Consider the following 26,462-nt stretch of genomic DNA (forward strand, 5'->3'; position numbering starts at 1 on the left):
CTCCGCCCGTGGTTAATTTCAAGACCTCCAACCCCGGGTTTAAATACAAAACAACGGAATCTATCTTCTGGTTATGAATATTCTGCAAGTTTAGCTCGCTACACGCCGAGTAGGCGTATCCCTCCTGCTTGAACTCGATAGCATGATCGGTAACACGAACTCCCGGAACGGCCTCGTGTTTGGCAAACGTTTCCCGAACCGCATCCCGCTCCTGATCCCGGCGGATGAAATGACCCGCGTAAAAGCCCGATAGGACAACACCCAACGCCAGTAACCACGCTCCAGGGCGACCGGCGGAGACATTGCTCCTCGAGCCGGAAGGAAGCCGGTGAACGAAAGCGACTCCCAGGATGATTAACCCGCATCCCCAAGCGAAAAAAAGAGGCCCGTTGTAACAGGTAGACCCCGAGACCAGCGAATCCCGTGACGTCCGAGAAAGTGTTGGGCAACGTGATGGCCAGCACGTCGAACACCCCGTGAAAGAGTTTACGGCCAAAATCCAGAAAAAAATACAACAAGCCGAGCAATAAAACGCAAGACAAGGCCATGTTACCCACCATTCCTTTAATACCCGTCGTCAATCCCGTGAAAAAAAAGAGTAACGGGCAAGTCAACGTGAAAAAATAAAAAACATAAGGATAAAGAGCGAAAGGAGAGTCGCTCGAGAACAAGTGAATTAATATCGCCACCACCCCCAGGAAAAAACTCAGGAAAAGCATTAAAATTAAAAAACCCGCCGTTTTACCGCACGTCAGTTCCAGGTTTGAAAACGGGCGTGCCGACAGGGCCGCGTTAGCTCCCTCTACGCGACTTTTACGCTGAAAATTACCGGCAAAAAAAACGATCTCGATAAACAGGAACGCGTTTACCAGGCAAGCGTTCGTGTAAGGGATGGCCGAGGGTAACGACACGGTAACCCATTCCGGTTCCACCAGGTTACTTTGCGTGATCACGTGAAGAAAAATCACGATCAGCGCGACAAGCGCCGTGACCATTTTAAAACTCCACTCTCTCGAGATCGCTTTTATCTCGTAACCGGCAATCAAACTAACATTCCTGGTATTCATATCTATAATCCTGACAAGGTGTTTAACATCAAAACGAAACAATTATCACGACAATATTGTAATCAATATTTTACAATAATATCATTCAATTTGCAAATACAGTATAATAATGAAAATATATTGCAATATATTTCACGATTATAATATAAACTTCAGTTTACACCTCGATATTGAAATTTATTGAAAACCAAGCGGGAGTCAAAAAAAAAACACACAGGACTAAATCACCACATAAAATTATTAATAATCAAATATTTATAATCATAACACCAAAAAAGCACACGCATAAACTTATAATCCAATATAGACCAATTACCATTCGGGACCCAGGCCATCCCGACCTGTTTTTGATCGATCCGCGAGGGATCGTCAAAATGAAAAACCGAAGGTTTTAACCCGATTCCACGCGAACAATCACGAAAAGAATAAACGGAGCTTAAAAGCTCCGTTTATATCAGGATTTTTGTTTTCGTTTATCCATGGCAAAACTGATGATAAAAGGTATGGCAAAAAAGACCACGGTCCCCGTTATCACCAATCCGGTATAGAAGGCCGGACTTCCGACAGGCAGTTGAGAAGGAGGAAAAAAAGTAACGGCAAAAGAGAAAAGAACGGCCAAGAAGCCGATTCCGGCAATCAGCCACATTCCCAGATTCCCGCCCGGGACCTTATAACTCCTCGGTAAATCGGGTTGGGTATATCTCAATTTGATGCCCGAAGCATACATCATCATGTACATTAACAGATACAATCCGATCGTCAAGGCACTCAACAGGAAAAAGGCCACACTCACGTCATCCATAACCATATACAACGACGATAAGACAGTAACGATACATCCCTGTATAATTAAAATATGAATCTGTATTCCGTTCTTGTTCGTCTTTTGCATAAAATTCGGCAATTGTCCGTCCCGGGCCGTCCACAACAACCCCCTACTGGGACCGGATATCCAGGACATTACTCCCGCCAATGCTCCGAACGCAACCAATAGTCCCATCACATTCGTCAACCAACCGACGTGATAATGATTGAATAACTCCTGAAACGTCACCAACAAACCGGCCTGCAGATTAATCTGATCGTAAGGTGTTACAACGGCCACGGCCAAAGAACCGAAAGTAAACAAAGCAAAAGAGATCAACGCGGCTAAAAACATAGCGGCAGGAAATTGTTTTTGCGGATTTTTCATCTCCTGTGCATGCACCGCGTGTACCTCCACTCCCGCAAATAAAAGTAAGATCCCGGCTAAAAAAGCGATATCGCTCATCCCTGATATATGAGGAAACAGTCGGGGATGTACGTGCTGTGCGGCATCCACGCTAACAACCTGACTTACCGTGGAGGGTATATGCTCGAAAGATACCGGATTTTTCCCGACAATCCAGATAATGGCCATAACAATAATCACGACACCCGGCAGTACCGTTCCCAACAAGAAACCCTGACTGGTTATCCGGGAAACGATAGAGGTTCCTTTAAGAGTTACCCAAGTTGCAAACCAATACATGATAATGGAAAACAAACCGACAAACATACCGTTTTGCGCCAAATCGGGTCTTCCGATCATATAAGCGATGGAAGCAGCCGCAAAACCTAATACCGTCGGATACCAAACCACATTTTGTATCCATTGCAAAAAAATAGCCGCAAATCCCATCCTTCGGTTAAAAGCTTCCTTTACCCAGGTGTAAACTCCTCCGCCTTTATCGGCAAAAGCACTTCCCAACTCCGCTCCCACCAACGCCGCGGGAATAAGGAACAGAAAAGTAGCAAAAAATATATAAAAAAACATCGTCAGCTCTTCTTGAGCCATCATGGGTAATCCCCGCAAACTGATCACCGCGGCAGCCGTCATTAACGCTAATTGCCACGTGGAAATATTCCTCTTCCGTTTTTCCATCATCATTATTTTAAGTTAAATGCTATTTAGACTCCTAATTACAGTGTAATAACGTAACAGCACTTTTTTTTGTTTACCCTCCTCCCGTTAATAAATGCGGCGATCTAAAAAAAACAGGACCCTCAAAAATTGAAGGTCCCTGTTTTTTAATGGTAAGATAAAATTCTCATACATTATAAAATTTCGTAAACGCCTTAATTACGTAAAAATGATCCATCACCCCTCCGGTCTCCCGTACCGAATGCATTCCCCACATCGGGTTACCTATATCAACGCCTCTCATCTCCATCTGCGAAAGCAAAATATTGCCCAGGGTAGATCCTCCAGCCATATCCGAATGATTCACAAATTTCTGGCAAGGCACATCTGCCATCTTACAAATCGTCTCGAAAACAGCGGCAGAATCACCATCCGTCACATATTTTTGATTGGCATTAAATTTTATGACAGGACCACCGTTTATCACCGGATGATTTGTCGGGTCATGTTTCTCCACGTAATTCGGATGAAGGGCATGCGCCATATCGGCCGAAATCATAAACGAATTATGAATAGCCCGATAAAGATCTTCCGGAGTACCGCCTAATCCAAAAACGATCCGCTCTATGATCGTTCTCAAAATCGGCGAACCGGCTCCCTGTTTGGTTCCGCTACCCACCTCTTCATTATCGAAAATGGCTAACACCTTGGTTTTCGAACATTTTTCAGAAGCCAAGAACGCTTTCAACCCGGCATGAGCCATTGCCAAATCGTCTAACTTTCCGCAAGAGATAAATTCCTCGTCGATTCCCACCAAACAACCTTTTTGATATTCGTAAAGGGTTAAGTCGAAATCAAGAATCTCTTCTTTATCCACTTTCATCTCTTCAGCTATCAAACCCAACAAATAATTATTTTTTTCAAACGTGTCGTTGATCATTCCCAATACGGGCAACATGTCCTTTTGCTTACTCAACGGATTCCCTTGATCATTCACGGCACGATTAAAGTGAATGGCAATATGCGGGATCACCAACACGGGACGCTTAAAATTCACGAATTGAGTCGCGGGCTTCAACGGATTCAAACTCCGCAGCATAACTCTTCCGGCCATAGATAAAGGACGATCGAACCAGGTATACATGATCGGTCCCCCGTAAACTTCCGTGTTCAACTTCAAATATTTTCCGGCAACAAGCATTTCTGCATTCGGTTTTATTCTGAACGTCGGGGAATCGCTATGCGCACATACCAACTTAAAACCCTCTTCGGCGATCTCACCGCTACCGATCTCAAAAGCAAAAAGAGAAGAGTGATTCTTCGTTACAAAATATTTTCCACCTTTTTCTATATGCCATGCCTCACCTGAAAACAGCTGTTTGAAGCCGTGATTCAACAACTCTTTTTTAGCATTCGCCACTACATGAAAATTGGTCGGGCTTTCATGTATAAATTCAATTAATTCTTTTGCTACCTGTTTTTCCATTTTATCCTGTTGTTATTATTTATTTCCCGATTTTTCACCCAACTGAAAATCATAAAAACGGGTATCTCCCGCCATAATCAAATCATGAATCCGTTTACTGAACATAATAAACGGAGGGCTTAACATATTCTCTTTATTATATACCAAATTTCTTCCGGTCTCCAAGTTCAGCACCATTCCTCCCGACGCTTCGACGATGGCATGACCGGCGGCCGTATCCCACTCCGAACATTTCCCGAATTTAGGACATATATCCATCTCTCCCTTAGCGATCATCACCTGCTTCAAAGAAGCTCCAAAGGGGAACAACTCGACTTCATATCCCAAACCCTTTAAATAATCGATATATTGAAATTCGTTTTCCGTCATATTGAACCGGCTGACCGCAACTTTCAATTTATTTCCTCCGGCCACGGAAGTTTTTAACTTTCCGCCCCCTTCCCCGTCTTTAATTCCACACTCCACATCCACACCTCCCCACACCAATTCCCCATCATTCACGTTATTTATCATTCCGAATACGGGAACTCCGTTCTCCACCAATGCAATATTCACGCAAAATCTTCCGTTCCGGTAAATAAACTCTTTCGTTCCGTCCAAAGGATCGACTATCCACAATTCCCGCCATCCGGAACGAATTTTATAATCCGGCAACGGAAGTTCCTCGCTCACCACCGGAATACCGGGAAAAAGCTTTTGTAAAGCCGACACGACATATTCACTCGATACCTTATCCGCCTCCGTCAACGGCGTCAAATCACTTTTCAACTCCACAGAAAAAGACTGCTTATTGTATATATCCAATATCAAACGCCCCGCCTCTTCTGCAATCTCTTGGATTCCAGCTATTTTACTTCCTATTACCATAATCTAATCTTAATACAAACGGTTTTATAAACTTACGAATAATATTAATTACAACCATAACAATCTATCATTTAATTAACAAAAAATCAATCCAATTCACACAGCCAAATTAACATTTCACTATATATCAACAAGATGGCTATTATTAGGTCAAAAAACACAAAAAATAAGCCCAAAATATTAAACAAGATTAACTATACATATAATATTTATTAACAATAAATATTACACCACCATAGAGATTGGCATTACCTTTGCAGTGTCTTTAAGAGATTGAAGATTTTTCATAAGTTTGTATGGTTTAGGTTAGTAGTTAGTAATGTAATCTTAAGAGTCGACGTCCTGTCGACTCTTTTGTATTTAAAAAAGGAGTAAAGTTATCATTTTTTTGTAAAGCAAATGCACATGGAAGGAATTATTGAAATCGAAGGAATGGAATTTTTTGCTTATCATGGCTGTTATGAAACGGAGCGCAGTGTAGGCAACAAATTCAGGGTCTATGCCAAAATCATCGCGGACTGCGGAAAAGCGGCGGCAAGCGATGACATCAACGATGCTCTCAACTACTTCTCGGCCTATGAAATTATCGCCCGGGAAATGATGATCCCCTCCCATTTATTAGAGCACGTTGCCAAACGGATCATCGATGCCCTATACCTGGCTTTTCCCGAAATCCAAAACGTTACCATTAAAGTATCCAAATTAAACCCTCCCTTAGGAGGAAAAATCGCTGCAACCAGCGTGACTCTATCAAAATAATTACGGACAAGATTTGTATATTCCGAAAAACCCCTTATCTTTGCCACGCAAAATCGCAACAGGGTCGGTTGGCCGAGCGGTTAGGCAGCGGTCTGCAAAACCGTGTACAGCAGTTCAAATCTGCTACCGACCTCAGAAAATCAGTCACTTACAAAGTGACTGATTTTTGTTTATGGAGTGTTTCTGGCCAAAAATGGCACGAAACCTTGACCAAAACCTTGACCATTTTTGTGTCTGTTTTCGTTAATCTCACTTCATGATACAACATAAAAATAACACATATAATTCTAATATACATCTAATTACGCTCACAATATAGTTCCCCAATTCAATACATTCAATATATTAATCATTCGTAGAACCTCATTCTTATATTCAAATCTTACCGTAAACCTAGCATTATACACAAAATTTCACAAGATCATCTTCCCTATCTCATACCTCATCTTTTCAAGCAAACCTCATCTGAAAAGTAGCTCCTCACTCTATTAATACACAACATCAATACAGATCAGATTACACTTTTTTAAAGATTAAAAACCTAATAAACATCTAAATATAACACTCATCACCTTTCTTTAGCGAACAGAACATTTAAATGATAATATGTTACCATATATACAGATAACTGATATTCTGTAACATCTATTTTTTCACCTTACTTACAAGTAGTACCTTTGCAATACGTAAACGAATAACTTGATTTATTTACTGTTGTTTGCATTCTTGTTTGTTAGAAATCACTTGCATTATGAAACAAAAGAAAGAGTATGAATGGCATGGATTGGAACGTTTCCATGTAATCCATGAAATTGACTTGTTTAGGCATTTAGACATGGATAGATTAAAGAGATTATTCCCCGATATATTCGGGAAACCCAAGACGAAGCTTGTCAAGAAAAAACAGCGCAACTAAATGATTGAAGCCAGTACCTCATTGTATGGTACTGGCTTTTTTATTGGCAAAAAATAAAGGGTGACAAGCATAAGCCTATCACCCCTCACACCTAGCTAGCACACATACAGTTATTCTTTATATGTGATCGTTTGTGTGTACCCACTTTTAATGTCCTTTATATTGGAAACATAACCTTCATTATCAAAGGTATATTCATATTGATGTAGATGATCATGTGATTTAGCCGTTAAGATCAATTTCTTACTTCTATTACCGAAGTATCCACCTCTAAATAGAATATCATCAAATTCAGCATCTTCTGTAAAGTTGATAGAGATGATGTCAATATTACTCTTATTTTCGTATTCGGTATAAGTAAATGACATATCATCTCCTATTTTCAGAAGATTTTCGTTACTCCATGTAAGAATTTCGGAATATCCTTCTTTCTCTGCTTTCACCAAATACTTATCACTATTGTATAAGAATTTAACAGGTTTTCCATTATAATCATCGGAACTTGCAACGATTACACCATTTTCTAACGTGTAGGTTATTGTGTTGTACAATTCATCATCTTCATAGTCTTGCATTGTGATTGTCTTATCTCCGTATGCATATTTTTGCATAAAACTGTAAGCCTCATCAATATTGTAATATTTGTATTTTGTAACTCTCCCCTGAGGATCATACTCGAATGTTTCTTCACTTTCTTTTGTCCCCTTAGAATTTGAAGTAACAATTTTACTAACCAACTTCACCTTGTCTGTTGGTTTGTCATCATCCTTGTCATCGTCATCATCAGAACAAGCGACAAATACCGTAGCTAATAACAGCATCAATAAATAAATCTTTTTCATTTTTAATTGCAATTAATCTCTACTTCCAACTACCAAAGAAGTAATTAATATAAACAAGAAAGCGTGGTAGTTGTAAGTTTATCTTACGAAAGGTACGACCAAGTAACCCATGCAGAAATAAACAGCAACCCCACGCTAAACCATGTATATAGTAGATATATATACGGCAAGCATGAGCGTTTGTATCGTTTATCCCTCTGCATAAAAATTGGTCGTTTTTTCGTAAAGGATGAAACTAAACGCTTCCATTAATTCAATATGTCTGCCCACCAGTTGAACTGGAAGACAACACAAAAGTAAATAAATTTCAGCATCAAACAAACGCTTTTAGGATTGCTGTGTGGCAAAGTTAAAGTAATCGTTGGAATAACTAGTGCTTGTAACCAACGGTTTTACTCTATAAACCATTTATAGGTTGAATCTCCATGTAACGCCCTATCTATCCCTTCCGTTAATTGCGTGGAATTTAACGATCTATCTAGGAAGTTATCTATGTAACTGCTTTTATTGGCACCAGTAAGCATGTTGTAAAACTTCCATAAACTGATCTCGTTCTCTCCATGTTCCTTTTTAAAGTTATCATCATGGTAATACGCCTTGGCAATAATATTTACCTGTGAATCCGTCAATTCCATGTTGGGAAGTAACTTTTTCTCTTTTGCGGGCAAGCATTGATACAACCTGCTTTTCCCCAAGAACTGTGCGAATTGATGTTCCGTTAAATAAGAACTAGTGAAGCTCTTCATCAATCGTAAATGTTTTTCAGCATCGTACTGTTGGAATAACTTCATAACCTCTCTAAACAGGTCATGTTGGCTCGTGGCTCTAAGGTCTGTTTTAAAACCGTCAGTAAACGTACACAAGTTACAGCATACTTTATTCTGGAATCCAATAGCGACACTAAACCTTTCTGCCACTTTCTTTGAATAAAGGTTCTCCCTGTTATACGCTCTCACTCCTGTAATACATAAATTCACCCTGTTACCGTCTATCGTTTCATAAATGGTAGGTATCTCAAAAGCAAACGCCATTCTCTCGTAATAGATCGTCTTGTCACTTTCTAACAGTTGAGCTACTGGTTTATGAATGGCTTCTGGTATCCTTCCCTTTATAACGTGACTTACCATTATATCTGGTTCCTCTATGCTTTCCCCTCTAAACAGTTCACTTGCCACCTTATGCACCGTTTCTATAAATGCAGGATGAGATATTGTCATCTCGTTGTCCTTGCTGAACACTGGCACGATGCAATCACTTTTTAAACGGGTCATGTCAATAGGTTCAGTGTTAGCTTCAATGAAATGTTTTCTCCTTTTGTCCTTTCTAACAGGTTCATTCACTACCTCATAAGGAGTAAATTCTACTACTTGTGGTTCACTATTTCCAAATATAACTGGAAGTAAACCGTCATTTTGACTTGGAATTAATGTTGACGTGTTCATAATCTAATCTATTTAACGGTGGTGGAAATATTTAAAATTTCTGTCTATATATGGAACTAGTAAATTTCTCACCAACCTTGGTTTTTAAAGTTCATTATCACTTTTACTTGTTTTATTCATTCTCTAGCTTCAAGCCAGTTGAAAAATTGAACTGGAAATATACTTTTACACCATGTATAATAGTGGTGAAAATTATCTTCCTTACAAGCTATATATACCAATACAGCCAAAAATTCACCAACTTCAATTTCTAAAGTTTACCGTTATCTGAATAACTGTAATAGTCTTCCTCGCAATACAAGATGTAATCCAGTAAATCTATATCTACATATGAAAGTGCGATCTTTACCTGTTCCACCAGTTCATCATCCTGTTTAGTTGGTTCAAGATCACCAGAAGATTGGTTAATGCAAATGATCACTCCTTTACAATTAGAGAGTATAGCCAGTTGTAATATAAACCGTACATCGGTAATGTTGTAAGATAACGCACCTTCACTTATAGTAGATACTCCCAGTACCCTGTTACTGCCATTTAATAGAATAATTCTTGTAGAGATATGATGCTCTATTGTATCCTTAAACGGGGATACCAGTAACTCGTAAGCATCCCTTGCGGATTCAATCTTGTACTTTTTAGAAGGTTTCCTCCTGTACACCAGTTCTACCACTGGTAATTTAACTTGCTCGTTCATGATCTATTTACACTTTAATCACGTTGTCATTTTAATAATTCAAGCTCACGTTAGCTTGTTGGGTTTGGCAAGGGAAGAGAAACTTCGTGTTCCTATATTACCTGCTTGGAAAGCCTGAATGACTTCCCCCGCTTTAATATCGAAACCTCGTTTCCCTCCCCTGTGCGCTCTCTGTCCCTGTATCTTTAATTACTCTTCCACTAGAGCGAACTTCTTAACGAGTAATTTTGCCCTTTGACCACGGTAAACTGCTGGTGTTTCAACCTGACCGCATAACACGATCTTCTTGTCTTTAAGCGTGGTGATAAGGGCGTCTAGCATCATGTTTCTGGCAAAAGAATAGATGAATTGTAACTTTTTACCGTACTTCTTTTCAACGATAGGATCACATGGAATATCGTTGGGCGTGACATCTCCCGCTTGACTGGTTCGTACGAGTTGAGTGTATTTAATCTCCCTCACCTCTTCCTCTCCCAAAGCGCATACAACTTGTAACTGCTGCGGGTTCTCCCCCTTAAAGTCAATGACCGTCATTTCATCGCCTACTTTCATCGGGGGTGGTATTACTGCCACCTGATTTTTAAAATGTTCTAGCAAGGCTGGATTGATCTCGATAGAACTGGAAGGTCTTGTTTCCTCCCTGTTTTGAATGTAAGTTTTTAAGTCCATAATTGAATTGATTTTTAATTAATTAAATTGGTTTTTATCTGGCTTGGGGTAGGGGTATCATGAGGTTACACTACTCTTGTATAGAACACACCTGTATATATTGCCAACCTAAAATTAGAGGGGAGGGGGTGTTTTTTAGAGGGGAGGTATACATCTGACATTAACAGGCTAGTTGGTGGAGAATTTATGAATAGTATATACTGGTTAGAATTTTGTATTTTCCCACCAAGTACAAAAAAATATTTTGAGGAATGTGTTAGAGTATAAAATGAACTTTAAAATAAAAGAACAAGGAATTGTGCAAGAAATCGAATTCAGGTATGATTGATTTTTTAATAAAACGAACTTTAAAACAAAATATTTTGTGGATAGTTTTGTGTGTAGATAAAATCTTCTTACATTTGCAATATAAATCAAATGATATAATTATGGGATTAAAAATATACAATGCAAATGATTTTAATGTAAAACTCAAAAGTACGATTCATTCAACAGGAAAGCTCGGATTTACAGAGGCTACAGCAAAGTTTATGAAGCTTGAAGTTGGGGCGGGTGTAAAATTTGCAAGTGATGATAAAGATGAAAGTATGCTTTATCTTATGTACTGCAAAGAATTTGAGGATGGTGCATTTAAAGTTGCAAAATCAGGAAATTATTTTTATGTGAATGCTAAAGGATTATTTGATTTACTTGGTTTAGATTACAAAAAGAATAATATCATGTTTGATATGGTTGAAGTAAAGGAGTTGGGTGAGAATGTTTATAAATTAAATATGAGGAGTATGCCGAGAAAGTGAAAGCGATAAAAAAAGAAAGTGAATTAAAGACGGCAATCCTGATTCACTTTCTTTTAGACTATTATCTAATTCGCCAATTAGGCTAAGGTTGCTCACCTTAGCATACATAATAGTTACATCATATATGCAAAAGTAATATCATTTTTGTATATAAACAAGGATTGCTATGAGTTTAACTTTTAAAAGTTTTTATTATGGCAAAAACAAGAAAGATTGGAAGAGATGCAAAAACGGGTAAGTTTATTCCTGTTAAAGTTGCAAAGCAAAGACCTAATACTACGATTATTGAAACAATAAAGATTAAGAAATAGTCTGGGTTTAAAGTGAATTTTAATACAAAAATGAATATATGAAAATTATTTCTTTACATCCTTTGACAGAGTTTGTGGATGCAACTCCTGCAAAGAAACGACGAATAGTAAAAGAACAGAAAAAAGCAAATATATTTACAGCACCTTTATATCGTACTGTAAAAACAGTGATTCCTAAGTTTTTTTACAAAGAATTTGATATATCTGTTATTACTGATGCAATTGAAAGATTGCAGAAAAGTGATCAAAGTACAGAGTGGAAAAAGAATAATGTGGCTAATTCTATTTTGGCTTTGAGGCATTTTATTGATATGCAATTCCCTAAGGAGTTTGCTAAAATACATTGTAAATTCTTACCTAAACTTGAACGTAAGGAATGTTTTTTGGGGGCTGTAATGGTTAGAGTGGCACCTGATGTTGTTTTTAGATGGACTATTGGAGGGAAAAAGTATATTGGAGGTATTAGATTCCATATAGGAAAATCCAAACCATTAAATTATAAAACAGCAAGATTGAGAGCATCTATGTTATCTTATTTCTTGGTAAATTATATTGCAGATTATGACGAAATTGTCAATAATCAATATTGTTTTTGTGTCGACATTATTCACGAAAACATTGTCACGGCTCCAGTAGATATATCTTTAGATATACAAACATTACAAAATGCTTGTGATGAAATCGCTACGTTGTGGGATGTAGCCTAATTTGTTTATTCTATGTGAATACAGGGTTTAAATCTATCTTTGACCCTGTATTTCTTTTTTTATTAACATGAAGAGAAAAGCTGGTGAAAAATTTATTAATTATATATGAAGAAAAGAATTTTGTATTTTTCCACCAGATATAAACACTGATAATTTCTTACCTTTGTAATCAACTAAAAATACGGTGATATGAATAGCAAGTTGGTTGATTTATTAAAAGAAGTGGATTCATTGAAAGTGCGGTTATCGTCCTTGCGTCCTTTACCCGTTGAGGCGTTAAAGAAAATACAAGATGCTTTGGATATAGAATACACTTACGAGAGTAATCGTATAGAGGGGAACACGCTTACTTTACAAGAAACAGCACTTGTCGTGAATGAAGGAATCACCATTTCTGGTAAATCCATGCGTGAACACTTGGAGGCAATCAATCATGCAGAAGCTATTGATTATATAAAGGAGGTTGCCAAACAGGATATTGAAATAAGCCAAAGGACAATCAAGGAGATTCATGCACTTGTGTTACATGGCATAGATAGAGAGAATGCTGGAAGTTATAGAACCGTACCTGTAATGATCTCGGGTAGCACACACGTACCGCCTCAACCTTATTTGTTAGAGAAACTAATGGAAGATTTCATGCTTGCATTTCAAAGCATGGAAAAAGAAAATATTCATCCTGTTATTATCGCTGCTTACTTGCATGATGAACTGGTGAGGATACATCCATTTATAGATGGTAACGGGCGTACTTCTCGACTTCTGATGAATCTTTATTTACTGCAAAAAGGTTATACTATTGTTACTCTTAAAAGTGATAATGATATGAAGTTACGTTATTACAAGGCTTTGGAGGTTTCTCACACGGAGCAACAACATGATGATTTTTACTTGCTAGTTGCCGAAGCGGAAAAAGCTTCTTTGGAGAGGTATATTTCTATTTTAGCATCATAAATGAAATGCCATGTGTTCTTTTCAACAAGAAGATTCCAAGTATTCCTTGGAAATAAAAATTTTTCAACATGAAGTAGCAGTTGTTGATAATGGTTTTGATAATAAAAGAAGATATTTTGAAAACGAAGAAATTATAACGATTAATCAAATTGATCGTAGGTCTAATGGTAATGGTATTCTTCGTTTTAAGCATGATGATAACCTAGAGATATGGTATTCCCAGTTACATCGAGAACTATGGGATAAACATGGAGCTATCATGCCATGTATTTTGAAAATTAATGGGAAAGAATATAACGTATGTGAGTTACCTATTAGAGAATTTGAAGAACTTGTCTTGCATAAACCGCTTAAAGTTAAATATCAAGAAAGATGCTATTATTATATGGGCAAATATGATGAGGAAGAACAACTTCGTATATTGACATGTTTTCGCAACAGGGAATTTAAGAAAATAGCAAAACGTTATAAAGCTCGAAATTTGTATCGTTTTGAAGCTGTAAGTGAATAATCTGGATTAAATGGTTTGAGATTTTCGTGCGTGTAATTTCCTTGTATGGTAAAGTTGGAAATAGAATGCCAAATCAATATATTATTATAGATATAAATATTTGATATTCTGATACATTTACTTGGTACAATCCTATTCAACAAGTATCTTTGTACATGTAAATGATTGGCTTGATGTTCTTTCCTAAATTAGATACTCTTTTGTTTGTTAGAAAAATTTATTCCTATGAAATTACGTAAGAAAGGAAAAACCTCCAATTCAGAATGGTTTGGTGTAGAACATTATCGAATTTTCCATGAAATGGATTTATTCAGGTATGTAAACATGGAGAGATTAAAAATGTTATATCCTGATATTTTTGGAAATCCCAAACCGAAGCTTGTCAAGAAAAGACAGCACAACTAAATGATTTGAAGCCAGTACCTCATATGTCCTTAGGGTACTGGCTTTTTTATTTGTTGGTGGAAAGTTTATGAATTGTATATAGAGATCAAAACTTTACATTTTTCCACCTATGTGAATTCTGATACTTTCTCGTTGTTTTGTATGTATTAAGAAAAAGATTAATTTTGGACAATTAATTGATTTAAAAACTAATTGCATAATGTTAGATCAATCATTCTCTGCGAAAAATTTTGAAGATATATTTAATAGAGAGAATAGAAAAGGTAATATAAATCCAGAGCTATTATCAGACGAATACAAAGTTATAATAGAAAATCTGAAAAAACTTAATCAGAGACAAAAAGAAATTTTCAGTAAGAAAAAGAATAATTGGACAAAAGAAGAAAAAATAGAAATCAAAAATTTGAAAGATGCTATTCAAGCAAAACAACAGAATAAACAAAAATCTTTAGAAGATTACTTTAAAAAAATAGAAAAGCTTGTAAATCAGTCATCATTTAGAATAAAGTTGAACGTGAAGAAAGATGATGAACATAAAGATTTATTTTTTATTAATAAGGATGATGAGAAACAATTTTTCGTGATAAAATGTTTGCAACGAAATATTTATCGTACTTTTAAAGTGAAGCAAGCTAATCGTCATGTTATAATGACTCAACTTAAATTACTTTTAAACGAAAGTTTACCAAAATACATTATTCGTACGGATGTTACCCATTTTTTTGAATCTATATCACAAGAGCGATTGTTTCAAAAAATAGAGACTAATACGCTATTAAGTAATAAATCGAAAACATTAATAAAGGCTATTGTAAAAGAATACGAGAATCTCAAAGATAAAACGCAATATGATCTTAAATTAGGAATTCCTCGTGGAATTGGAGTGAGTTCGTATCTTTCTGAATTATATATGAAAGATATAGATCGAGAAATAAGTGGACGAGAAGAAATATTATATTATGTTCGTTATGTAGATGATATATTTTTGATCTTGTCATCCTTACCGATGGGGCAATCTTTAGAAGAATATTATAATGGATTAAAAAGTGTTTTTAAGCAAGAGGGACTTGATATAAAAGACTCGAATGATCCTGAAAAATGTCAACTTATAAATGTGCATGATAAATTCTCTGGTTCAAAGAATTTTAATATTAAATATTTGGGATATCAGATTAAAGTAACCAAGGATGATAATGGTTTACATTCAGAATTTAATATGACTCAAGATAAAATAGGTAAATTAAAAAAACGTATTGAATTCGCTTTTGAGCATTTTAAATCTGTTAGTCAGAGCGATATAAAAAAAGCCCGTCGAGATTTATTAGATTGTTTGAATTATATATCGGGTAATTATCGTTTGTCAAAGTATAAATCAGGAATTAAAGCTGGTATTTATTATTCAAATGATTTACTTGATAATACTAAAGGATTGGATAACTTGACTCATTGTTTGCATAATATTAATCTTGATCCTTATGTGAAATTATTTGAAGATTCTGATGCTCGCAATGAATATATCAAAAAAATGAAAAAATTAATCGAAAAGATTGATTTTAAAGAACGTTGGAAAAATAAGCAAATGTATAACTTTTCTGTTCACCGTTTAAAAGAAATTGGGCAATGGTTAGACGTAAAAAAATAAAACTTCGTTATAAGAAAGAGCGTGTGTTATTTGCTGATGTTTTACCATACGAGATCCCTTTTATTTTTACTAATCGTTATTTTTATCGTTATTTAGTACAAAATGAAATAAGAATAGAGGATGATGGATTACATTGGAGTAATCAAATAAGTAAAGGAGCATTTCTTTTGCTGAAAGCAATTTTTGCTGGTAATATGGATCAAACAATAAAAATAGAAGATGGTTTTTTGAGAATTCTACCTAAAAATAGACCTTCTACTATACCGAGTTCATATAAGATTCAACATAAGCCTAATAAAGCTCGTGTTTTGTCTATCATACATCCAGCAAATCAAATTTATGTAGTGCATTTTTATGAAAAATACAAAAGTTTGATATTATACTATTGTAATCAAAGTAATTTTTCATTACGTCATCCCAATAAAGTTGCTTGTTATTTTTATTATAAAGATAAGTTGCATAAAGAATTACTTGGTAAAAAAAATGATAAATTGGAGTTGTTTTTCAATGAATATGAGAATTTGAAGTCATTTTTTAGTTATAGAAAATATTCAAATATACATAAGTTTTATGAGGATTATCGTTATCAACGTGCTGAAAAAAAATTTACTCATCTATTAAAATTTGATTTGCAAAGTTGTTTTGATAGTATTTATACACACACTATTGCATGGGCTTCCAATGGGGGAAAAAATAATTATAAAAACTATTATCCATATAAGAAATGTGATGAAGCATTTGGATCCCAATTTGATTCATTAATGCAAAAAATGAACTTTAATGAAACTAATGGTATTGTTATAGGACCAGAGTTTTCCCGAATTTTTGCTGAAATTATTTTAGGACATATTGATAAAGTTGTGGAAAGTAGAGCTAAAAATAAGGGATATTACTATAAAATGGATTATGAATGTTTTAGATACGTGGATGATTATTTCCTTTTTTATAATGATGAATTAGTGCGTGATGAAGTTATGCTTTTATTTACAAATTTATTAAGAGAGTATAAACTCTCTATTAGTGATTCAAAAACAAAAGAAATTGAACGCCCTTTTATCTCAGAAATTACTCGTGCTAAAATACAAATTGATGCCTTGATTGATGAGCGACTTTCTAAAAAAGCATATATTCATGAACAAATGTTTCCTATGATAGTAGAAGATAAAAATGATGAAGAAAAAGATGAAGTAGAAAGTGAGGTGATGGAAATAAATGAAAAGAGGATTAATGAATGTCTTACTCATAAACATTATATTACCTTACATGCTAATGATTGTAATGCAAGGTTTAAAATGATAATTCAAGATTATAATTTGCAATATAAAGATATATTGAATTATACCCTTGCGCGTATAGGTACAGCTACGGAGCGATTTTTGAAAGTTTTTGATAAAGATTTTAAGATACTTTCTTTTGCAATTAAAGAAAACAAGTTATCAAGAGACATCATTCAAGCTTGTCAAACTATGAAAAGTAGGCAAGAGCAAATGTTAACTTGTTATTTGGTAGAACTTCTTGATGTAGTATTTTTTTTGTATTCTAATAATAAGCGAGTTAATACAACATTGAAAGTTATTAATATCTTGAATTTGATAATGCTTTATACCAAAGAAAATTATAAATCAAAAGAAAATTACTATCAAAGATTTTCGGCAAACGCTCGTGCAGTTGTATTAAAAAAAATGCAAGATGAAATTAGCTTGGTATTGCAGGCAACCTCATTTAATGAGGATACTCAAATGGAAACTCTTTATTTCCTTATAGTACTTAAGGAATTAGGGACTAATTATCAATTAGATCATACCATTTTAGACAAATACTTGGGAATAAAATATAATAAAGATGGAACTATTGAAAATTATCCGTCCTTAAATCTATTTTCATTTATTGTCCTACTTTACTATTATGGGAATCGTCATTGTTATAAAAAATCGAAACAAGTACTTATAAGTAAGATTTTTGAACGATTTGAATTAATACCTGTTGATAAGCGTTGGAAACATACGGACTTGATAATATTGTTGATAGATATGTTGACATGTCCATTTATAGATTTGGCATCTAAAAAGGTGTTAATGAAGAAAATGAATATAGATGATAATAAAGAACAAAATGCTATCTTTGCATACTTGAAAAGAAAGAAATATATGTTTACAAAATGGACAGGAATAGATATAAATAAGGAATTGAGTGCGAAAATCTCGCAAGAAGTATATTCTTGATAGATTTTCAACCTCAATAAAATGTGTTTGAAGCACAAGTCTCATCTTTATTCCACACACATAGCTTCAAATCAGCATCATGGATGCAATATTAGGAGGGTATTGTGACTTGGCCTCCTTATTTTTTTATTCTGAGTACTTTTATGTATGCATGTTATTAATGATTTTATATACTTGGTAGTAAATTTGAAAATTTCACTCTCTTATACCTTTTGAAAAATTTTCCACCAACTCTGGTTTCATGGCAACAAGTCTATATGCCCCTCCATTGGCGTTGGAAACCTTGAACTCGGAGTAATAATCCTCTATCGTTTTATCAGTTAAAGTGAAATATACCTTTTCTAATTCAACCTTTACCCCGTACTCTTTAAAAGGAATGCCGTGAGCCATGAATATCACTCTTAACCTCTCTCGGATAACTTTATTGGGAATGTACTCTCCATTGTTCATTTCTTGTTCAAACGCCTTGAACACGTCACGCACCACATCGGGAGAGAAACGTCGCTCGTGGGCTTTTTGCTCGTGGAACGTTTTTATCATCTTGTCAATCTCTCCTTTCTTGTAGTCGGCTTGTTCAATGGCAGCCTTCCCGATCGTGTCGTACGCTTTCATGATATATCCAGCGTCCTCGAACGCTCGCAGTATTTCAATGTCGGGAGTGATGTCGTGATCGGGATTTTGTAACACTAGCTGTTGCAATCTATCCAAGTGACTGACAACCTTTTTCCAGAGTTGTTTCTTGCTAGCTTTTCTCATTGCCAGTTTGTCATCTTCTCCAAGTCCCTTGGTATCATCCGTGAAATTGATATTGAAATGTCCCGTTCCCTCGTACGCCTCGTGCAAGTTTCGGGCAGAAGTGTAATATCCCTTCACTCTTTCCTCGTTATAGAGGTTATCGACGGAGAAATAGTTTATCTCTCCTTCCTCGTCGAGTAACTCCGTGTACCTTACCTTTTCCAAGTCTTTCAATATGGCTTTCTTTTCCACCTCGGTCGTGGATTCTTCTAAACGTTGGTTTAGATTCTGGTACGTGGTTTCAAATTGTCGTATCATGGCGGAAATCTCCTCTCCCGTCATCACTTCCATTTCCTCGTTAATGTTAGATATAACGGTTAGAGAGTTGTAAGTATTCCCGTCGGCGTATTTATTCCTGAATCTTCCCTGTGCCTGTATCACTTCCGTGTAGGGATCAACGATAGAGTGGGGGATGTTACAATCGGATAACACTAGAATGTCTGGTTTCGTTACAGTATAAATATCAACGGCAGAGAAGAAACGACAGGTGAAAAAATTAATCCTCGCTAGGGGTAAATCCAAGTTCTCGTGACTGTTCTTGAAATTGCACTCTTTCAACGCTTTCACGCTCTTGTTGGAACAATACACCTTGTAATCTTCCTCTTTTATCAAGTTATTATTTAAAAGGTAGGTAATTACCTTGTTTATTCCCATCGTGGAATTGAAGAAGATGCACAGGCATTGACTGTTCTGGATTAGTTCTCTTAAACGTCCCGTCATGGTGCGGTTAAAACTTCTTGTCACTATTAAGGTCATGTTCTTCTTGTAGTCAAAGTTCGGGACGATCTTCCATATCTTGAAATTCTGGTGTTCCAACTCTGGATGATGCATTTCTAGTGGTGTGGCGGATACCATGGCTTTTTTCTCGAACTTGAAAAAGTCATTTATCGGTTGTGATATTCTCGGTCTGTAATCAACATCTTGGGTTATCTTCTCGCACTCGTCAAACAGGCAGAAAAATTCTTTATAGATGTCTATTCCCAATTCCCGTGCAGCTTTCCTTATCTTCTCGAATCCCTCTGGCGTGGTTAATAGTTTCTTGTTGGTGATGGACTTGTTCTTTAAGAAATTCTTTACTTGTGTTTTGGTACACAAGGCGTACACCGCTAAAGAGTTGTCAACCTTTTCGGCTTTCCCGATAATCACGGGTACGTTAGGCTCTATAATAATAGAGGGACGTTTAGCCAAGTGTAATTCCCAGTAGGTTGCCCCTATACCCGTTAATGTCTTGTCTATAATAACATTGGTTTCTATCTCTTTAATTCCTTCACGGGCGAAAGCCTCCACTAGTGTTTCGTTTCTTTCAATCAGGTAATCTTTAGTTCTCATAACATTATCTGTTTACAAAATACAGGAATCCCGTTTGGTAGTAATTTTGAAAATTTCATCTTGTATATGGTTTTCAAAAATTCTCCACCAACCATGAAAAACAGGCTAGAACTTTACTTCTAGTTGCTTTCTGGATTCCAAATTTTGCTTTCAACACTGCTGAAAGCTTGCAGACAATCTTGAATGAGGTGCGCACCGTCAATTGATTGATTTGTCACAAAACTACCGCTCCAAAGAGGGCAAATCCATAAAGAATAATAGCTGTTTGAAGCCCTATTCTTTAGAAGATCATAACCTGCCAGAACTCTCGTTTCGTGTTGCAAACTAACTTCAAATCGAGGTTTATTTTTTATCACTCTCTTTATCCGTTCGATTGCGGAAGCAAAGGTGGGGCAAATACGGGAGGTAGGCTATAAACAATTATAGCCAGTTTAAAGGGGTATTCTTTAGCTGGCTATAAATCAACAAAGTAAGGTATAGAATTACCAGAAATAAAGTTTAGAGGGATTGTTTGGAGAGGTCTTGTAATTGCCTTGCAAGGCGGGAATCCACTCTGGCTTGTACCCTCGTTTTTCAAGGTAAGCTATTTTAGCGTTGATATAGTTCGTGTCCATTGTATCCTCTTCACCCGTTACAAGTTCTACCTGTTCCATGTAATCCAGTATGAACGAGTACATGTCACTCTTCTTACCCATACCAGAATGGTTCACCAGTAAACGATACATTCCTACCATTACAAGGTCTTGCGTGGGGTTGCCCGCCTTGCGTCCTTTCTTGGTGGAGTAAACTTCTTTCAATTCTTTTTCAGCTTCCTCCACGGAATCCACGCCCAGATAGATGTGCAAGTAAGAATCAAGCAAGTTAGTAAACCAACGCTCTATGCCATTGTTTATGGTGACCTCTTGCTGGTTGTTGCTTAATGTTATAGTTCTGTCTTTCTTCCTTTTATCCCCTTTTAGAAACAGGTAAAGTTCTAACATTTCTGGTCTTATCTGTTTGAAATAGGTATCCATGTTATACGTGGCATCTAGTAATTCTGGATCGAGGATAGGTTTAAAGGCTTCATGTTTCTTGTAGATCACGGCAAGCATCCATAGCGTGTGGAATATGGTATCCCTGTTTTGATCTGGCAATTTACTTGCTAGCTTCTCGATCTTGACTTTCAGACCTTCATCCTTTAGAAAGATACCTTGAATGTTATCTGTCATGTAAGCTAAGCTGTCAAATGCTTTTATCATCTTTTGCTCTCTAGGAGCGTAACGCCAGTAATCAAATGGATTATCACTTGTTGCCAGTTCATCTAACGTGTTTGGAACCTCTACCATGTATTTATCATCATGAGGTACCCCGTAAAGTCCTTCTGGGTGAATAGCCAGATACATGTTTTCAATCTCTTTATATAACATCGCCCTGTTATAAGCGAAGTACTCTACCAGATAAGGTTCAATCACCTTCAACCTGTCTATCGGGAATATAATGTGGTCTGTCATGTTGTTTATACTTTAGAGAGGTAAAGGTAAAAAAAATACCACCTCCCCGAATCGAGGAAGTGGTATAAAGTTTCAAAGTAGAACCTTTACAGGTATATTAACTCCAGTTTATAACAGGTTAGTCATTGCTTCATCTATTTGTGTATTCTCGAAACTGTCCAGATAGATTTGAGTTACTTTCTCCGAGCTATGCCCCATAGCTTCTGATATAATAGAGGTGTTTACCCCCGATCGTTTTAACACCGTGGCGAATGAATGCCTTGCAACATACGAGGTCAGTTTCAATGATATATCCAGATGTTCCCCTATCTTCTTCAAATACTTGTTTACATACCTTGTTTGGTAATCTAACTTATAGTATTTCTCCTTCATCGTTTTCTGTTTGGTATCATCGAATATTGGAAAGAGATAATCTGTTTGCTTGTGCTTTTTCTTGCTATACTTCTTGATTATATCCTTCGCCATAGGTTGTAAACGAAATGAGATCATTTTCTTTGTCTTACTTCTCCGAAACTGTAACCTCTCGTTATCTATAACATTAGCATACTTTAGAAATGCAATATCTACAATATTAATCCCACATCCTAGATAGCTAAACACAAATATATCTCTTGCAAAGTCATAAAGAGGGAATGTATTCTCGTCTGAAATACTTTTCAAATCCAAGTTTATAATCCTCTCAATGTCTTGTTTAAGAATTGCCCTTTTAGATGTTTCCTCCTTGTACTTTGATACTTTAAACTCGTTAAAAGGATTCATGTCTGCTGGAATAGTTTTACTAACAACGGCTCTATTAATGACTGCCTTCAAACCTCTCAACCTATTCCCTATCGTATTCATCCGCAATCTCTTCTTTACCTTCATCCATGTTGCAAAGTCATTTAGAAATACCGTATCAATACTTTTAAGTTCAATATCCGTTCCTTTTGTAAATGCCATAAGACAATTAAGACAACACCTGTAATACCTCGCATTCTTGATATGATCTGTCGCCTCCAGCTCTTCAATATACCTGTCAAAATGTTGCTTTACATACTCTTTTTTCTCCTTCTCCACCTTTTGGGGTTTCTTCTCCCCAAACTCATCAAGAGATAATACCCTTCCTTCCAAATTGGCCGCCATTATCTTCTTGTCGATTTCCTTTTTCTTCTCATCTATTACAAGATCATAATACCTCTTGTTAGGACACTCTTGAAGTATTCCCTTGTTTTCCTCATCCCAGTAGTCTATTTTCAACTTTAATCCTAAAGAGAGCATCTTTCTCTGATCTCCTTGGTTTAACGTTAAATACAAAGTAGCCTCACCTTTCGTATTCAACCTAGTGCGGCGACAATATAATCCAATTGTAAAAACATTACTTTCCATGACAAATTACCTCCTAATTTATCACGAAATAAGATCAACACAATAACAAACAAGCATAACCAAAACCTTGACCACGGAAGATAGCAATCCATTAAACACATATAAATCAATATATTAACACAACAATTGCGCGGTCTGCAAAACCGTGTACAGCAGTTCAAATCTGCTACCGACCTCACAAAATCAGTCACTTACAAGGTGACTGATTTTTGTTTATAACCCCTTTTTTGCCGTTTCCACTTCCTTCATCGCTATCATTATCAATCATTTATCACTCAATTTACAATATAAGGCCGGTGAATATTATTCTCATTAGTTAATATATAATAAACTGATACCTTGGGTAAATTCAAACAGGTTATCATTGCCTCTATCATAAGGAAAAGGCGTTTAATATTTTTAGGATTCTCTCTCTCATGAACCTCTATTTTATCCTGTTCTGCCGATCCTTTAGCGAAATCTTTCAACTACCCCTCTTCCACCAAATCAATTTCCTTGTGCAGAAGAGATCGTAATACGATTATCGCCGATGCCGTAAAATGGGTAAAAATGTAGATGTACTTTCGTTACCGAGTTAGCCTCTCTTGTATTTTCTCAAAAAACCGCGATAAATGTTCGCCATCGACAAAGGCATGGTTCACGTATACGGAGAAGGGCATAACCGATTGTTTTCCGCGTCGTATAACTTTACCCATCGTGCTTAAAGGGTGAGTACATCCGTTTCCCGATTCATAGATCGTATAGGTTATCGAGGTAAAATACATCTTGGGGACAGCACTTAAATGCATGACATCGAAATCGCCTTTAGCGTACAGCTCTTTTTCCACACCGTAAGGATCTCCGTCAGCCTGAACATGGGAAACGAGTTCCCGTGCTTTGACCTGGAAGCGTTCGAAGTCCGGGTCGTAAGGGATTCTGACGGTCACGAACGTCTTTCCGGGAACTGCTATCGGGGTGATCATATCGACCGTGTCGTACAAGACAACCCGCCCCTCTTTGTCGGTTCGATAACGTAATGCCTCGATCTCGTTCGCGGCACATAATACGGCATGCAGGTAGCGCAAAAAGAACGATGTTCCGGTACTCTTCGCCGTAACGAACGCTTCCGTACACTCTATTTCGGTCGTTACCGAATACCACGAATTCACATACGAACGGAAAAAATTGAAATTATCCGAGCGTTCCCACGTTTCCAAATCTATCCAATGCTTCATACCTTATGTATTAAAAAATTATTCCGTACATTTTTCAATCGGATTATACCGGAAATAGTCGCAACGGATCATCAGGTCGGAGATTTTCCACGCTTCCTTTGCCCGATCGATCTCCTCTTGTGAGACATCGGCAACATCCCCGTAAACCTGCATTTGAGGGCTTACCGCGAAAGCCTTTTTATCCGGGTCCAGAATACTCCGCCCCAAACCCGTCCAAGAACAATTTCGCAGCCCTAACAGATCCAGCAAAGTCGGGTACATGTCGATTTGTCCCATCACTTTATCGTAACGCATACCGACAGGAGAATTAACAACAATAAAGGGCACATAAGGATCGGCTGACACCACATCCTTACCCGCCTCGGAACAGCATAAAGTTCCCCGGCTGTTGGCCAACCCTTCGTGATCTCCCGTAATGACAATCAGCGTTTGGCGAAATTTCTCCTGAGAACGCAAAAAGGCGACAAAATTTCCTATTGCCCGGTCCGTGTAATTCGCCATGGTCATGTAATCATTCATCCGCTTGGGAATTTTATCGGAGAAGGAGACTCTCTTCAGCTCTTCCGGCAGGATAAAAGGATTATGTCCGGAATAGGTGACGCATTGAAGGAAAACGAACGCGGAATCCGGCCATAGTTCCGGAGAAGAGATTTTCTCCCCGCATTGACGCAAAAAAGAGAGATCCCCTAATTTTTTCCGCGGTCCCACCTTTTCATCCAAAACGAAACTACGTCTCGAAATCAAAGAATCGAAACCCAAGGCCGGACAGATCACCTTCTGATTCCAAACGATCTCTTTATCTACCATCATCCCGTAAACTTTCGCATTTTCCGCGTTCTTGAGGTATTTCAAAAAAGAAGGATAGAGGGAACGGGGAAATTTCGTACTGTAAGAACCATTACCGATGGGCAATAAACCGGAATACAACAGAAGTTGGGCATCAATCGAACGACCTCCTTTTACTTGCGTGAGTACTTTAGAGGCGTAAAGCGTCGATTTTTCTTTCAATAAGGCATTCATACAAGGGGTGATCTCCACTCCTTCCACCGTCTTTTCCAACACCCAACTCTCCAACGACTCTGCAAGAATCAATATACAACCGTTACGCTCTTCCAATTGAAAAGGTAATGTTTTATGCCGGGGGTGAAGTTTTAGCCAGGCTTCGATCTGTTGTTTTATTTCAGGCGTATAAGCTATGTTTTCTAACAGATAATCGTAATAAAGAGATCCGAAAACGGTATATATCGGGGTATCACAGGTATGTTTATTGGCCCCTTGCAAAGATTCGTAAGCAGCCTTAAAACCTCCCTTCAACCAGATAAAAGCACCCGAAAATAAGGTTGCGACCAAGATCAACAACAAATAACGCCCGGCCCATTGCCGTTTTTTCCAAACGGGGAGGATAACTTTCTTTTGCTTATATTTTTTATAATAGAGGACGGCCGTCAAAAGGGTTGAAAGCGGAAAAACCGCATCGATCCAACACACCGAATCGTATACGCTCGCGGTAAAATCTTTCAGATTACCAACGAGTCCGTAGCTATCCAAAGGTATTGCCGTAAAATAGGTCCTGAAATACATCAAATTGACGATAAACAAAATATCCAATAAAAAAGCGATAAAAAGAGTCCATTTTACAGCACGGAAGCAAAATAACGGGATAAGAAAAAGGAGAGTAAACCACAGCTTATTCAAATATCCCTCCAAAAAAGAAAACGAGGTAAACGTGGTCTGCGACGACCAGATCAGGTCGAACAAAACAAACTTGAAATAAATGCAAATAAAGAATAGTAGATACGCTTGCCGATTTACTTCTTCCGGGAAAAAATAATTTACAACCTTTTTAAAAAATACTTTCATACAACCGTTTTACCTCATAATAATCCGGAAGGCAAAGGTATAAAAAACAAACATTTTAATTGTAAACAGCAAATTTTTAATTGCAAACCGATATTTAAATCATAAAAATCATTACTAACACGTTTCAACATCCAAACGATTTATTCCGCCCAAGGCGAATAAAATAACTTTATACCCTTACGTTACCGGTTAAAAAACAACGGATTAAACGCAATCTATAATCCGGAATCAAACAA

General features: G+C 36.9%; 21 protein-coding genes and 1 tRNA gene. 9 read left to right on the forward strand and 13 right to left on the reverse strand.

Translation table 11 applies throughout. The features are described from left to right. Positions 1 to 98 precede the first annotated feature (98 nt). The 4 genes from NVS78_RS14235 to NVS78_RS00935 all read right to left on the reverse strand — a co-directional run bounded on the left by NVS78_RS14235 (position 99) and on the right by NVS78_RS00935 (position 5,302). Positions 99 to 1,067, reverse strand: coding sequence for a hypothetical protein (locus tag NVS78_RS14235; protein ID WP_491896680.1), 969 nt, complete (start codon positions 1,065 to 1,067; stop codon positions 99 to 101). Between the two features lie 454 nt (positions 1,068 to 1,521). After that, on the reverse strand, positions 1,522 to 2,970 hold the full coding sequence (locus NVS78_RS00925) for an amino acid permease (RefSeq protein WP_059027243.1): 1,449 nt from the start codon (positions 2,968 to 2,970) through the stop codon (positions 1,522 to 1,524). Positions 2,971 to 3,136: 166 nt separating this feature from the next. Further along, positions 3,137 to 4,435, reverse strand: a complete 1,299-nt coding sequence (locus NVS78_RS00930) for a M18 family aminopeptidase (RefSeq protein ID WP_286357527.1) — start codon at positions 4,433 to 4,435, stop codon at positions 3,137 to 3,139. Between the two features lie 15 nt (positions 4,436 to 4,450). Continuing rightward, the gene (locus NVS78_RS00935; protein ID WP_286357528.1) at positions 4,451 to 5,302 is read right to left on the reverse strand and encodes a 3'(2'),5'-bisphosphate nucleotidase CysQ family protein; all 852 of its coding nucleotides are present in this window, start codon (positions 5,300 to 5,302) and stop codon (positions 4,451 to 4,453) included. 405 nt (positions 5,303 to 5,707) lie between these two features. Between NVS78_RS00935 and folB the strand changes: the two genes are divergently transcribed. The 3 genes from folB to NVS78_RS00950 all read left to right on the forward strand — a co-directional run bounded on the left by folB (position 5,708) and on the right by NVS78_RS00950 (position 6,977). Further along, on the forward strand, positions 5,708 to 6,061 hold the full coding sequence (folB, locus tag NVS78_RS00940) for a dihydroneopterin aldolase (protein ID WP_041502802.1): 354 nt from the start codon (positions 5,708 to 5,710) through the stop codon (positions 6,059 to 6,061). 62 nt (positions 6,062 to 6,123) lie between these two features. Continuing rightward, positions 6,124 to 6,194 (forward strand) — tRNA-Cys (locus tag NVS78_RS00945). A gap of 618 nt (positions 6,195 to 6,812) precedes the next feature. Next, the gene (locus NVS78_RS00950) at positions 6,813 to 6,977 is read left to right on the forward strand and encodes a hypothetical protein (protein WP_286357529.1); all 165 of its coding nucleotides are present in this window, start codon (positions 6,813 to 6,815) and stop codon (positions 6,975 to 6,977) included. A gap of 110 nt (positions 6,978 to 7,087) precedes the next feature. On the opposite strand, the gene NVS78_RS00955 is transcribed toward NVS78_RS00950, so the two are convergent. The 4 genes from NVS78_RS00955 to NVS78_RS00970 form a co-directional block, all read right to left on the reverse strand. Next, positions 7,088 to 7,819, reverse strand: coding sequence for a DUF4595 domain-containing protein (locus NVS78_RS00955; RefSeq protein ID WP_286357530.1), 732 nt, complete (start codon positions 7,817 to 7,819; stop codon positions 7,088 to 7,090). Positions 7,820 to 8,211: 392 nt separating this feature from the next. Next, positions 8,212 to 9,261 carry a DUF3871 family protein gene (locus tag NVS78_RS00960; protein WP_286357531.1) on the reverse strand — a complete coding sequence of 350 codons (1,050 nt, stop codon included), beginning with the start codon at positions 9,259 to 9,261 and terminating at the stop codon, positions 8,212 to 8,214. Positions 9,262 to 9,511: 250 nt separating this feature from the next. Continuing rightward, complete coding sequence (locus NVS78_RS00965; RefSeq protein WP_286357532.1) at positions 9,512 to 9,955, reverse strand: JAB domain-containing protein; 444 nt, start codon at positions 9,953 to 9,955, stop codon at positions 9,512 to 9,514. A 189-nt stretch (positions 9,956 to 10,144) separates the two neighbouring features. Next, a complete protein-coding gene (locus tag NVS78_RS00970) occupies positions 10,145 to 10,624 on the reverse strand; it encodes a hypothetical protein (protein ID WP_151411495.1) in 480 nt (159 codons plus the stop codon). 320 nt (positions 10,625 to 10,944) lie between these two features. Between NVS78_RS00970 and NVS78_RS00975 the strand changes: the two genes are divergently transcribed. The 6 genes from NVS78_RS00975 (at position 10,945) to drt3b (ending at position 18,173) form a co-directional block, all read left to right on the forward strand. Further along, the gene (locus NVS78_RS00975) at positions 10,945 to 11,421 is read left to right on the forward strand and encodes a hypothetical protein (protein WP_286357533.1); all 477 of its coding nucleotides are present in this window, start codon (positions 10,945 to 10,947) and stop codon (positions 11,419 to 11,421) included. Positions 11,422 to 11,770: 349 nt separating this feature from the next. Then, the gene (locus NVS78_RS00980; RefSeq protein ID WP_286357534.1) at positions 11,771 to 12,439 is read left to right on the forward strand and encodes a hypothetical protein; all 669 of its coding nucleotides are present in this window, start codon (positions 11,771 to 11,773) and stop codon (positions 12,437 to 12,439) included. A gap of 189 nt (positions 12,440 to 12,628) precedes the next feature. Beyond that, complete coding sequence (locus tag NVS78_RS00985) at positions 12,629 to 13,393, forward strand: Fic family protein (RefSeq protein ID WP_286357535.1); 765 nt, start codon at positions 12,629 to 12,631, stop codon at positions 13,391 to 13,393. A 10-nt stretch (positions 13,394 to 13,403) separates the two neighbouring features. Further along, positions 13,404 to 13,904, forward strand: coding sequence for a hypothetical protein (locus NVS78_RS00990; protein ID WP_286357536.1), 501 nt, complete (start codon positions 13,404 to 13,406; stop codon positions 13,902 to 13,904). 604 nt (positions 13,905 to 14,508) lie between these two features. Then, the gene (drt3a, locus tag NVS78_RS00995; RefSeq protein ID WP_286357537.1) at positions 14,509 to 15,951 is read left to right on the forward strand and encodes an antiviral reverse transcriptase Drt3a; all 1,443 of its coding nucleotides are present in this window, start codon (positions 14,509 to 14,511) and stop codon (positions 15,949 to 15,951) included. Beyond that, positions 15,930 to 18,173: an antiviral reverse transcriptase Drt3b gene (gene drt3b, locus NVS78_RS01000; protein ID WP_286357538.1), complete on the forward strand. Its 2,244-nt coding sequence runs from the start codon at positions 15,930 to 15,932 to the stop codon at positions 18,171 to 18,173. The genes drt3a and drt3b overlap by 22 nt, the downstream gene beginning before the upstream one ends. 195 nt (positions 18,174 to 18,368) lie before the next feature. On the opposite strand, the gene NVS78_RS01005 is transcribed toward drt3b, so the two are convergent. From NVS78_RS01005 to NVS78_RS01025, 5 genes are all read right to left on the reverse strand, one after another. Continuing rightward, positions 18,369 to 20,297 (reverse strand): hypothetical protein, encoded by a 1,929-nt coding sequence (locus tag NVS78_RS01005; protein ID WP_286357539.1) that lies wholly within the window; start codon positions 20,295 to 20,297, stop codon positions 18,369 to 18,371. A gap of 482 nt (positions 20,298 to 20,779) precedes the next feature. Further along, complete coding sequence (locus tag NVS78_RS01010) at positions 20,780 to 21,787, reverse strand: hypothetical protein (protein ID WP_286357540.1); 1,008 nt, start codon at positions 21,785 to 21,787, stop codon at positions 20,780 to 20,782. A gap of 108 nt (positions 21,788 to 21,895) precedes the next feature. After that, positions 21,896 to 23,152 (reverse strand): site-specific integrase, encoded by a 1,257-nt coding sequence (locus NVS78_RS01015; RefSeq protein ID WP_286357541.1) that lies wholly within the window; start codon positions 23,150 to 23,152, stop codon positions 21,896 to 21,898. A 566-nt stretch (positions 23,153 to 23,718) separates the two neighbouring features. Beyond that, the gene (locus tag NVS78_RS01020) at positions 23,719 to 24,366 is read right to left on the reverse strand and encodes a CatA-like O-acetyltransferase (RefSeq protein WP_286357542.1); all 648 of its coding nucleotides are present in this window, start codon (positions 24,364 to 24,366) and stop codon (positions 23,719 to 23,721) included. Between the two features lie 18 nt (positions 24,367 to 24,384). After that, complete coding sequence (locus tag NVS78_RS01025; protein ID WP_286357543.1) at positions 24,385 to 26,226, reverse strand: LTA synthase family protein; 1,842 nt, start codon at positions 26,224 to 26,226, stop codon at positions 24,385 to 24,387. Positions 26,227 to 26,462 lie beyond the last annotated feature (236 nt).

This window comes from Gabonibacter chumensis (assembly GCF_024741215.1).
GTDB lineage: Bacteria > Bacteroidota > Bacteroidia > Bacteroidales > Marinifilaceae > Gabonibacter > Gabonibacter massiliensis.